Origin of the sequence: Paraburkholderia caffeinilytica, assembly GCF_046030355.1 — a bacterium.
GTDB classification, from domain to species: Bacteria; Pseudomonadota; Gammaproteobacteria; order Burkholderiales; family Burkholderiaceae; genus Paraburkholderia; species Paraburkholderia caffeinilytica_B.
In genome coordinates, this window is sequence record NZ_JAQQCQ010000022.1 from 61,493 (window position 1) to 73,463 (window position 11,971).

The 11,971-nt window shown below is 63.8% G+C and carries 9 protein-coding genes; 6 read left to right on the top strand and 3 right to left on the bottom strand.

Translation table 11 applies throughout. From position 1 onward, the window contains the following. Nucleotides 1-355 precede the first annotated feature (355 nt). Nucleotides 356-3,577, top strand: a complete 3,222-nt coding sequence (gene ppc / locus PQQ95_RS27820; RefSeq protein ID WP_408443270.1) for a phosphoenolpyruvate carboxylase — start codon at nucleotides 356-358, stop codon at nucleotides 3,575-3,577. A 239-nt stretch (nucleotides 3,578-3,816) separates the two neighbouring features. Here ppc and PQQ95_RS27825 read toward each other — a convergent pair whose 3' ends face one another. After that, nucleotides 3,817-4,569: a class I SAM-dependent methyltransferase gene (locus tag PQQ95_RS27825; protein WP_408443273.1), complete on the bottom strand. Its 753-nt coding sequence runs from the start codon at nucleotides 4,567-4,569 to the stop codon at nucleotides 3,817-3,819. A gap of 187 nt (nucleotides 4,570-4,756) precedes the next feature. On the opposite strand from PQQ95_RS27825, the gene PQQ95_RS27830 reads away from it, so the two are divergent. From PQQ95_RS27830 to PQQ95_RS27850, 5 genes are all read left to right on the top strand, one after another. After that, nucleotides 4,757-5,569, top strand: coding sequence for a helix-turn-helix transcriptional regulator (locus PQQ95_RS27830; RefSeq protein ID WP_408443275.1), 813 nt, complete (start codon nucleotides 4,757-4,759; stop codon nucleotides 5,567-5,569). 148 nt (nucleotides 5,570-5,717) lie between these two features. Continuing rightward, nucleotides 5,718-7,124, top strand: a complete 1,407-nt coding sequence (gene argH, locus PQQ95_RS27835; protein WP_408443278.1) for an argininosuccinate lyase — start codon at nucleotides 5,718-5,720, stop codon at nucleotides 7,122-7,124. Between the two features lie 407 nt (nucleotides 7,125-7,531). After that, entirely contained in the window at nucleotides 7,532-8,083 is a 552-nt protein-coding gene (locus PQQ95_RS27840) for an energy transducer TonB family protein (RefSeq protein WP_408443281.1), read from the top strand. Nucleotides 8,084-8,337: 254 nt separating this feature from the next. Next, the gene (locus PQQ95_RS27845; protein WP_408443284.1) at nucleotides 8,338-9,645 is read left to right on the top strand and encodes an MFS transporter; all 1,308 of its coding nucleotides are present in this window, start codon (nucleotides 8,338-8,340) and stop codon (nucleotides 9,643-9,645) included. Between the two features lie 98 nt (nucleotides 9,646-9,743). Beyond that, entirely contained in the window at nucleotides 9,744-9,923 is a 180-nt protein-coding gene (locus PQQ95_RS27850) for a hypothetical protein (RefSeq protein WP_028196775.1), read from the top strand. A 166-nt stretch (nucleotides 9,924-10,089) separates the two neighbouring features. On the opposite strand, the gene PQQ95_RS27855 is transcribed toward PQQ95_RS27850, so the two are convergent. Beyond that, nucleotides 10,090-10,224, bottom strand: a complete 135-nt coding sequence (locus PQQ95_RS27855) for a hypothetical protein (RefSeq protein WP_408443285.1) — start codon at nucleotides 10,222-10,224, stop codon at nucleotides 10,090-10,092. A gap of 719 nt (nucleotides 10,225-10,943) precedes the next feature. Further along, nucleotides 10,944-11,948, bottom strand: coding sequence for a lipopolysaccharide heptosyltransferase I (gene waaC / locus PQQ95_RS27860; protein WP_408443288.1), 1,005 nt, complete (start codon nucleotides 11,946-11,948; stop codon nucleotides 10,944-10,946). Nucleotides 11,949-11,971: the final 23 nt, after the last annotated feature.

Below are 11,971 nucleotides of genomic sequence, written 5' to 3' on the forward strand. Positions count from 1 at the left end.
GGAGCGCCGTGCCGGCGCGGTAACGATGGAGGAGACGGGCCTCACGCAGCGCGCGTCCGCTGGATCCCAGCCTGTTCAAGCACGGTCGTTCGCGCACCGGAGCCTGGCATGCGGGATGATGCAATGCGGCGCAACGTGCTTCGCGAACCTGGCGGGCACGCCATGCAGCGTGCGCTTTGTGCAGATCTTTGTGCAAATGCTTGCGGCTACCCTCTCCAGCGCAGTGTCATCGGCGGCCCTCGGCCGCATACCGCTTCGTACTGGTTTCGCGCTGTTCACGTTGCAACTCATACATGCAGTTCCGCAGTAGCAGTTCATCACTCAACAGACCCTGGCTTCCCTGAGGAAACCCATCGTGACGTCTTCCGGATCGGCGCGCCCTGCCCGCCGCAACACTGCATCGCCCAACGCTCGAGCGGCCGACACCGCCGCTTCTGCTTCTGCCTCCGCCGCAACGGCTGCCCAGTCCACCCCGGCCAAACGTGCCGGAAAAACTGCCGGGACAACCCAGCCGGCCACCGTCGCCAAAGCCACCAAGTCAGCCAAAACTTCCGCGCCCACTAAAACGGTGAGGACCGCGAAAGCCGTCAAGGCAGAAAAGGCCGCGCAAGCCGCGAACACTGCCCAGGCGTCGAAGCCGGCCAAAGCCAGGTCGCCGAAGATCAAGGTCGTTGCGAACGAAACCGCTGTGCCGCAAGTCGCGAAGACGCCCAAACTGCAAGCCGTTTCAGCGGATACGGTCGCGCCCGCAGCGAAAAGCAGCGGCCGCACGCGTGAAGACAAGGATCATCCGCTGTTTCAGGACATCCGCTATCTGGGACGCCTGCTCGGCGACGTGCTGCGCGAACAGGAAGGCGATGCGGTATTCGACGTCGTTGAGACGATCCGCCAGACCGCCGTGCGTTTTCGCCGTGAAGACGACAACGCCGCCGCGCAGACGCTCGACAAGAAACTGCGTTCACTGAGCCCCGAGCAAACGGTCAGCGTGGTGCGTGCGTTCAGCTACTTCTCGCATCTTGCGAATATCGCCGAAGACCGCCACCGCAATCGCCGTCACCGGATTCACGCGCTGGCCGGCTCGACCTCGCAACCGGGCACCATGGCGCACGCGCTCGAACGGCTCGTCGAAGCGGGCGCTGCCGCGACGCCGGTCCTGCAGCAGTTCTTCAACGAGGCGTTGATCGTGCCGGTTCTGACCGCGCACCCCACAGAAGTGCAGCGCAAGAGCATTCTCGACGCGCAGCACGACGTCGCGCGACTGCTCGCCGAACGTGATCAGCAGTTGACCAACCGCGAACGCGCCCATAACGAAGCTATGCTGCGCGCGAGCGTCACGTCGCTCTGGCAAACGCGGATGCTGCGCGACTCGCGGCTGACGGTTGCCGATGAAATCGAAAACGCGCTGTCGTATTACCGTGCGACCTTCCTCGAAGAAATTCCGGCGCTTTACGCCGACATCGAAGAAGCGCTCGCCGAGCACGGCCTCGCGGCGCGCCTGCCGCCGTTCTTCCAGATGGGCAGCTGGATCGGCGGCGACCGCGACGGCAATCCGAACGTCACCGCCGAAACGCTCGAGCATGCGATCACCCGCCAGGCCGCGGTGATCTTCGAACACTACATGGAGCAGGTGCACAAGCTGGGCGCCGAGTTGTCGGTGTCGAACCTGCTCGCCGGCGCGAGCGACGCGTTGAAAGAACTCGCGGCCGCCTCGCCCGACCAGTCGCCGCACCGCACCGACGAGCCGTATCGCCGCGCGTTGATCGGCATGTACACGCGGCTCGCCGCCAGCGCGCGCGTGCGTCTGGGCGAAGGCAGCGTGCCGGTGCGCAGCGCCGGCCGCGGCGCGGCGCCGATCCGCGCCATACCGTACGACGACTCCGCCGAATTCGTCCGCGACCTGCACGTGCTGATCGATTCGCTCGCCGAGCATCATGGCGCGCCGCTCGCGGCACCCCGCCTGTCGCCGCTCGCGCGCGCAGCTGAAGTGTTCGGCTTCCATCTGGCGAGCATCGACTTGCGGCAAAGCTCGGACATCCACGAAGCGGTGATCGCCGAGCTGCTGAAGCGCGCGGGCGTCGAAGACGACTACGCGTCGCTCGCCGAAGAAGACAAGCTCAAGGTGCTGCTCGCCGAACTTTCGCAGCCGCGTCCGCTGCGTCTGCCGTACGCCGAGTACTCCGATCTCGTGAAGAGCGAACTGGGTGTACTCGAAGAGGCCCGCGTCACGCGCGAAAAGTTCGGCGCGCGCGCGGTGCGCAACTACATCATTTCGCACACGGAGACCGTCAGCGATCTGGTCGAAGTGATGTTGCTGCAGAAGGAAACCGGTCTGCTGCAAGGACGTCTGGGTGACGCGAACGATCCGGCGCGAGCGGGCCTGATGGTGATCCCGCTGTTCGAAACGATTCCCGACTTGCGCAACGCACCGCACATCATGCGCGATCTGATCGCGCTGCCGGGCGTGGACGCACTGATCGAACACCAGGGCAACGAGCAGGAAGTGATGCTCGGCTATTCGGACAGCAACAAGGACGGCGGCTTCCTGACGTCGAACTGGGAGCTGTATCGCGCCGAGCTGGCGCTAGTGTCGCTGTTCAATCAACGCGGCGTGACCCTGCGCCTGTTCCATGGACGGGGCGGCACGGTGGGCCGTGGCGGCGGTCCGACGTATCAGGCGATTCTGTCGCAGCCGCCGGGCACCGTCGACGGCCAGATCCGTTTGACCGAGCAAGGCGAAGTGATTGCCAGCAAGTTCGGCAATCCGGAAATCGGCCGGCGCAATCTGGAAACGGTGGTGGCCGCGACGCTCGAAGCGTCGTTGTTGCCGCACGGCATTGCACCCGCGCAATTGCCGGCCTTCGAGGAAACGATGCAGCAGTTGTCCGACGCGGCGATGGCGTCGTATCGCGCGCTGGTCTACGAAACGCCGGGCTTCAAGGAGTATTTCTTCGAGTCGACGCCGATCTCCGAAATTGCCGAGCTGAACATCGGCAGCCGTCCGGCTTCGCGCAAATTGCAGGACCCGAAGCAACGCAAGATTGAAGATCTGCGCGCGATTCCGTGGGGTTTCTCATGGGGCCAATGCCGTTTGTTGCTGACCGGCTGGTACGGTTTCGGCAGCGCAGTGGCCGCGCATCTGGACAGCGCGCCGAGCGACGCCGAGCGTGCCCGCCGCCTGGCGCTGCTCAAGAAAATGCACAAGACGTGGCCGTTCTTCTCGAACCTGCTCTCCAACATGGACATGGTGCTGGCGAAGACCGACCTCGCGGTCGCCTCGCGCTACGCGCAACTCGTGTCGGACAAGAAGCTGCGCAAGCACGTGTTCGAGCGGATCGTCGCGGAATGGGAGCGTACGTCGAAGGTGTTGTCGGAGATCACCGGCAAGAGCGAACGGCTCGCGGAGAACCCGTTGCTCGCGCGTTCGATCAAGAACCGCTTCCCGTATCTCGATCCGTTGAATCACTTGCAGGTCGAGTTGCTCAAGCGTCACCGTGCGGGCGATACCAACGCGCGCGTGCGGCGCGGGATTCATTTGAGCATCAACGGGATTGCGGCGGGATTACGGAATACGGGCTAAGCCCGCACGTGCAGTGGGTTTCGAGTCGCATCCGGACAGGGTGAACCGACCCGCGCCCGGCTGCGGCTGCGGCTGACGAAAAAAGAAGCCGGACATGGGTCATGTTGACCGTGCCCGGCTTTTTTTTCTGACGCCGAATACCGAACCCGGCATCGTTGCCTGAGCCGCTTCTTTAAGCCATGTGCAATGCCAGCCGCCGAGTCGCATTTTGCTCACGCGTTGCAACTCGCCGGGTCAACTCATTGCGCCTCGACCATCAGCGCGTCGAGCTTGAACGAACCGTCTTCCTGCACGTCGAAATACTGGCGCACCTCGTCGGGTGAATTGCTCCACAGCGAACGGATCGCCACCACGCGCGGCTCCGGCGTACGCATGCGCGCCACCCACGAACTGAACTCGATGTCGATGCGCCAACGCTCGCGAATCGATGCCTTGAAACCGGCCGCTTCGAAGAAGGCAATCCATTCGTCAGCGCGGTAATCGCGGATGTGCGAGCCGTCGCGCAATACTTCAACGGCTTGAATATGCGTGTCGAGCAGCGGATGATCGGCGCCGGCGATGTCGATGAACAATACCTTGCCGCCCGGCTTCAACACGCGCCGCACTTCGGCCAAGGCGAGCGGCACGTCGTGCCAGTGATGCGCGCTCATCCGGCTGATGATCCAGTCGAACGCGTGATCGTCGAACGGCAGCGTTTCGGCGGCGCCCTGTTGCGTGCGGATGTTGGCGAGGCCGCGATCCTTCGCCGCGCCCTCGACCGTCGCGAGCATTTGCGGCGCGATGTCGTATGCGACCACTTCTTTGGCGTGCGGCGCCACCGTGAAACTCGCGTGACCCGCGCCGCAGCCCATGTCGAGCACACGGGCGTCCTGCGTCGCGGCGATCGATTCGGCCAGCGTCTGCAGATCGGCGCCGGTGGCATGCGTCTGGCTCGTCAAATACGCGGCAGCGGTCGAGCCGAAGGCGTCGGCGACCTGATCGTGATGCTTCATGGGAGGCTCCGGTGATATACGTGGGGTTGTGCCGGGTTGAGGCCCGGGTTGGTCTGGACGGCACTGCGTCGTTCCAGTCGTTACAATAGAGCCCGCCGTGTACCAGTACAAGTTAAGCAATTATTCTGGTATCGATAACACCACCTCGACACTACCTCGACATCCCCCCAAGCGCAGCCCGACAAGCATGACCACGCCATCCTCCGCCGAGAGCCCGCCGCCGCTCGACGCCACGCCCGCCCGCGCACTCGGCGACTTCATCCGCGCTCATCGCGAACGGCTCTCGCCGCAAGCGCTCGGCCTGCCGCCCGGCCCGCGCCGCCGGACGCCCGGCTTGCGGCGCGAGGAAGTCGCGCAGTTGTGCGGCGTCAGCCCGACCTGGTACACGTGGATCGAGCAAGGGCGCCCCGTCTCCGCCTCGGCCGACGCGCTGGCGCGGATCGCCGTCGCGCTGCAACTATCGCGCGCGGAGCGGGCGTATCTGTTCGAACTGGCTGCGCAGCGCGACCCGGCCGAGCCCGATCCGGCCGCCGCCGACGCGCCCGCCACACTGCTTGAAACCGTCCAGCTCGTGAACGCACCGGCTTACGTGCTCGACCGGCAGTGGAATGCGCTCGCCTGGAACGAACGCGCCGCCGACCTGTTCGTCGGCTGGCTGGACGGCACGCACGACCGCAATCTGCTGCGCTATACGTTCACCGAACCGGTCGCGCGTGATTTGATTGTCGACTGGGAAACGCGCGCACGGCGCCTTGCCGCGGAATTCCGCGCCGACTCGATTCGCCATCTGAACGACGCGCCGACGCGTGCGTTGATCGACTCGCTGAGCGCAGCCAGCGACGAATTCGCGCGTTTCTGGGCGTCGCAGGATGTGGGCGGCCGCGAAGGCGGCCGGCGCGAATTCAACCATCCGCGTGACGGCCGCATCGTCTACGACCAGATCACCTTCAAGCCCGCGCATCGCGAGGATCTGAAGCTGGTGGTGCTGGTGCGGGAATAGCGGCACGTTTGCCCGAACAGCCCTTGGGCGGGCGGCATCTTTGATGCGGTCCGCCAGTGTTAAAATCCCTGTCTTTCGCTCGTTCCGGCGGCGCCTGCACCGTACGCAAACGCCGTCAGCGTCCTCACCTCGTTCAAAGCCCAACACCATGACGTCCCAACTGCACAAAAAAGGCGAAGCCTGGTCGGCTCGCTTCTCGGAGCCGATGTCGGAGCTCGTCAAACGCTACACGTCGTCGGTTTTCTTCGACAAGCGTCTGGCGCTCGTCGATATCGAAGGGTCGCTCGCGCACGCCGCAATGCTCGCCGCGCAGAAGATCATCGCCGCCGACGACCTCGCCGCGATCCAACGCGGCATGGCGCAAATCAAGGGTGAAATCGAGCGAGGCGAGTTCGAGTGGCAACTCGATCTGGAAGACGTCCACCTGAACATCGAAGCGCGCCTGACCGCGCTGATCGGCGACGCCGGCAAGCGCCTGCATACGGGCCGCTCGCGTAACGACCAGGTCGCGACCGACATCCGCCTGTGGCTGCGCGGCGAAATCGACCGGATCGGCGGCCTGCTGACCGAACTGCGCACGGCCCTGCTCGACATGGCGGAAAAGAACGCATCGACCATCATGCCGGGCTTCACGCACCTGCAAGTCGCGCAACCGGTCACGTTCGGCCATCACCTGCTCGCCTACGTCGAAATGTTCTCGCGCGACGCCGAGCGCATGATCGATTGCCGCAAGCGCGTGAACCGCCTGCCGCTGGGTGCAGCCGCGCTGGCCGGCACCAGCTATCCGATCGACCGTCATGCCGTGGCGAAAACGCTCGGCTTCGAGGGCATCTGCGCGAACTCGCTGGATGCCGTGTCCGATCGTGACTTCGCGATCGAATTCACGGCTGCGTCGGCATTGATCATGACGCACGTGTCGCGCTTCTCGGAAGAGCTCGTGCTGTGGATGAGCCCGCGCGTCGGCTTCATCGATCTGGCCGACCGTTTCTGCACCGGCTCGTCGATCATGCCGCAGAAGAAGAACCCGGACGTGCCTGAACTGGCACGTGGCAAGACCGGCCGCGTGAACGGCCATCTGATCGCGCTGCTGACGTTGATGAAAGGCCAGCCGCTCGCGTACAACAAAGACAATCAGGAAGACAAGGAGCCGCTGTTCGACACCGTCGATACGGTGGCGGATACGCTGCGCATTTTCGCTGAAATGGTCGCCGGTATTTCGGTGAAGCCGCAAGCCATGCGCGACGCTGCGTTGCAAGGCTTCTCCACCGCAACCGATCTCGCCGACTACCTGGTCAAACGCGGCCTGCCGTTCCGCGATGCGCACGAAGCCGTGGCGCTGGCGGTTCGCGTGTGCGCCGATCGCGGCTGCGATCTGGCCGACCTGACGCTGGAAGAAATGCGTCATGAGCTGCCGAACGTCGCGCATCTGATCGGCGAGGACGTGTTCTCGTATCTGACGCTCGAAGGTTCGGTGGCAAGCCGCAACCATCCGGGCGGCACGGCGCCGGAGCAGGTGCTTGCCGCTGTCAAGGCGGCGCGGGAAGCGTTGAAATAAGGTAAGGCTGACGCGCGTTGGCCGATCCGGCAACGCGCGTGCATGATGGCATGCGTGCGGCGTGGCCCGCATCACCGCCGGCATCGCTGCAGCTAACAGGGCTGCGCACGAAAACAAAAAGGCGAACGCTTCGAGGGTTCGCCTTTTTTATTTTTGCGGCGGGATGGATTGCGCGACGCGTCGCGCAAAAAGAAAGCCCGCGCGAAGCGGGCTAAATGAAAGACTTCCACCGATGCCTCTCGCAAGAGGCCATCGAAGTGTAGGCGCGTTTTGGCCGAAGAGAAATCCGGTCATATTTCAGCCTATTACAAGTGTTCGAATCGCACTGAATGGGGTGAACGACAATTGCATCCTGGCGTTTTTTGACTACCATCAAATCAGATCCCGTCACCGTGCTTTCCTCGACGATGTCTACCCGCACACGTCACCTCCGCCGCTTGACTGGACGCTTCGCTTCACGCGTTAGCGCGTCCTTGGCGCCTGCGCATAGTGCGGCTTCCGCGTTGACGGTGGCTTCGGTTCTGGCGCTCGCCACGCTGGCGGGCTGCACGATCACACCGCCTGATCGCCCGCTCGTCATCACACCGCCGGCGGCCGTCAACAGTGCAACGCTCGATCAGTATCGCAGCGCGGTCGCCCAACGCATCGCCGAACGCAGTCCGTCCTATGTGCTGCGCGGCACGCCGCAAGCCATGCTGCGCTCGCTGGTGGTGGTGTCGTTCACGGTGGATCGCGACGGCCGGGTGCTGGAGTCGTCGGTGTACCGCACCAATGGCGACGACGAAGCCGAAAGCACCGCGCTCGCCTCCTTGCGGCGCGCCTCGCCGCTGCCGCAGCCGCCCGGTAAATTGCTGAACGGCCGTGGCCAGCTCGAACTGTTCGAAGACTGGCTGTTCAACGACAACGGCAAGTTCCAGTTGCGCGAGTTTGCCTCGCCGCAAGCGCAGACCATCGACTGAACGCCCGCCTCACGCACTTCGCCTAGTTATTCCCTGTATGCCCGCTTTCGCGCGCGAGCGCCGACGGCTGACGGCTGACGTCCGCCGTTGTAAGCTGTCGCTTCATCGTGCACGCCGAGCAAGGCTTCAACCGCCAGCGAGACGCGCCGATGCACACGAACTTAAACAAAGATGCCGCCTGACCCCGCACCGCCCGCCCATCGAAGCACGCGGCGCACGGTGCCCGGCGGCGTCACGATATAAGGAGACCCTGCATGTCCACTTCGCCGATTTCCGCGGCCCAGCCCAATGCGGCCGGGCAGACCAGCAGTGCGCGGATCATCTTCGCGAGCTTTATCGGCACCGCGATCGAGTTCTACGATTTCTACGTCTATGCGACCGCTGCGGCGCTCGTTATCGGACCGGTGTTTTTCCCGCACGGCTCGGCAACCGCCCAGGCTTTGTCGGCCTTCGTCACGTTCGGCATCGCGTTCGTCGCGCGGCCGATCGGCTCGTTCCTGTTCGGTCACTTCGGCGACCGGATCGGCCGTAAATCGACGCTGGTGGCTTCGCTGCTGGTGATGGGGGTATCGACCACGCTGATCGGTTTCGTGCCGGGCTACGACTCGATCGGCAGCCTCGCGCCGATCCTGCTGTGCGTGCTGCGCTTCGGCCAGGGCATTGGCCTCGGCGGCGAATGGGGCGGCGCGGCGCTGCTCGCCACGGAGAACGCGCCGGCCGGCAAACGCGGCTGGTTCGGGATGTTCCCGCAACTGGGACCGTCGATCGGTTTTCTGGCATCCAACGGTCTGTTCTTCGCCTTGGCGTTGTCGCTGAGCGACGAGCAATTCCGCAGCTGGGGCTGGCGCGTGCCGTTCCTCGTCAGCGCGGTGCTGGTCGCACTCGGCTTGTACGTGCGTCTGAAAATCGCCGAGACTCCGGCTTTCCAGGCGGCCATCGAACGCAAGGAACGCGTGAAGGTGCCGATCGCCACGCTGCTCTCGCAACACGGCCTGCCGACCCTCCTCGGCGCGCTGGCAATGGTGGTCTGCTACACGCTGTTCTATAACGCCACGACGTTTTCGCTGTCCTACGGCGTGTCCGTCCTGCATATTCCGCGGCCGACGTTCCTCGGCATGCTGTGCATCGCGGTCGTGTTCATGGCGCTCGCCACGCCGCTGTCGGCCTGGGCGAGCGACCGGTATGGCCGCAAGCCAGTGCTGATCGTCGGCATCATCGCCGCGATCCTGTCGGGCTTCACGATGGCGCCGTTGCTCGGCAGCGGGCAAACGCCGCTGGTGCTGCTGTTCCTCGTGATCGAACTGTTCCTGATGGGCGTGACCTTCGCGCCGATGGGCGCGCTGCTGCCGGAACTGTTTCCAACCAACGTGCGCTATACCGGTGCAGGCGTGTCGTATAACCTCGGCGGGATTCTCGGTGCGTCGGTTGCGCCGTATATCGCTCAGGTGCTGGCCGCGCACGGCGGGCTGCCGTGGGTGGGCGCTTATGTGTCGATTGCGGCGGCCGTCAGCATGATCGGCGTGCTGTGCATGCGCGAAACCCGCGATGCGCAACTGATGTGATCAGGGTAAAGGCGCGCTGGTGATTCCCCTGCCTTGCGCGTCTTTTTGACTTGCCTATACTCGATTCCAATAACCCTAAGGCGAGCAGGGAGGCTCTGATGAATATTCATCTTCACAACGCGGACATCGTGATGATCATCGCGCTGGCGTTGCTATGTTCGCTGCTGCTGGCTTTGCGCTTTCGTCCCGCAACGTGGAAGGGCATTGTCGTGGAAGCGCTGGCCGCGAACGCGGCGGCCATCACTGCGGTGATCGCTTTCGAAATGCTGCTCGCCTGAACGGTCGAACCTCGCGATACGCGATTGGGTCCGACAAACGGAAGCGGTCGGACGTCATTCGAAGAAGCGCCGAGGAAGCCGTTGAGCGGCTGCCCGTGCCTATGCAGGCAAGCGGCAGCCGTCAATGCCTGGGGCTACATCCAGACCGGGCACGCGCCGCAAACCGTTACCGATAGTAGTACCCGCCGTGATGGTAATAACCACCGCCGTAGTAATAGCCAGGCGCTGGTGCAACGATGCAGCCCCCGAGCGTCGTTGCGAGCAGTGTGCCTGCGATCAAGGTCAGGATTAAGCGTTTCATATTGTTCTCCTTCGAGTCAGATTCATTCGAGCCGAAACCCCGAATGACTCGATTGAACACGACCCGGCCTCGCGCGAACGTTGCGATTTGTAAGGGAAAATCTCTGAGGTGTTACACCTTCGAACCTCGGAACGCGCTGCGCCCCAAGCACCGCAACAACACATTCACCTCAGACAAAAACACCGCCTATACTGCTTTGGACATGCGCACTCCGCGCAAGCCCTGCCTGCGGCGGGTGCGCGGGTCCGAGCGCTGATGATGGATAGGGGTGATGCGTTTCCATGCGCCGTGGCTAATCCGACCGCCACGCGAAAGCGCGTGCGTGTAGCCAATTAGGCACTCAACGAAAAGCGACAGATTTAACAGGCGTGTAATGCGCGACGCTTATCCGAACGCTGAGCGCAGCCACAAGCAATGGCTGCGGCCGGACGCCGATGCGCGATATACGAATCGCCGCTACCGCGCGGCATGCCTTGATGAATGCGCCGTTGAACTCGACCGCCGGCCGGCGGTCTCGTCTGAACCGGGTCGGTTACGCGACATGACCGCCCAGCAAGTAAGTCAGTTTGTTCATTGCGGCAACCTTCTCCGCCCGTCGTTCCCCGACGCGGGCGTTTTTCGGAGGCGTTCCGTGGCAGCGCTCGTTTGATTGGGCGACTGCGCGTCGCGCCTCTTTTCTTTTAGCCAAACGATTGCGCGACAGCGCGGCTAAGCTGCGCTCAGGCTGCGGCCGGTCCGTCCTGCACGACGACGGCATGTGGCTCGCTATGCACGTAATCGATCGCCTCAAGTGCTTCGGCGATCGACGGCACTGAGTGGCCGTCGCCGATCGAGATCGAGCGGAACGGCGCGTCAATGCCGCAATGTGACGGTGAGGTCGCCACAAAAATCATGACCGTGCGCTTCTGCAACGCATGAGCCAGATGAACAAAGCCCGTGTCGGTGCCGACCACCAGTGCGCACGCGTCGATCATCTGCGCGATTTCGGTCACGCTCAGCTTCGGCAGGACGGTCGAACCCGGCACTTGCGACGCGATTTGCTCCGCCTCGGCTCGCTCGCCGTCCGAGCCCCACGGCAGCACCACTTGAAAACCACGCTGCGCCAACTCGCGACCGACCGTGACCCAATGAGGCAGCGGCCATTTCTTGTCGTCTTTGGAGGTGGCGTGGAACAGCGCCGCGACCGGCGCGCTGCCAGCGGCGAACGGTGCCGTAACCGGGTCCGGCAGACGCAGATTGTAGGCGGGCGGCCCTTCGACCTCGTAGCCCAGCGCCTCGCCCGCGCTGATGCGCATGCCGTGCCATGCATTGCACTGCGGACGCGGGCCGAAACGCCCGGTGTAGGCAAATGCAGCGCCCCGCTCACCCAGATCCTGGGACTGATAGCCGATACGCTTCGACGACCGCGCCAGAAAGGCGATGATCGCGCTCTTGTACACGCCGTGAATGTCGATGATGAAATCGTAGCGATAGGCGCGCAATTCGGCGATCGACGCCGCAATCGCCTTGAAATCGCCCCAGCGACGCGCTTTCTTGAAGCGGCGCAGCGGTGCGCACAGCACACGGTCCACGCTCTCGCTCCAGTGCACCACTTCGGCAAAGGCCTCGTCGGCCGCCCAGTCCACTTCAACGCCGGGAAACGCGCGTTTGATGTCGGCGACGACTGGCAACGCCTGCACGATATCGCCGAGTGAAGTGACCTTGACGATAAGGACTCGCTTCATTGAAGACCTATTAGTTGTTCAAA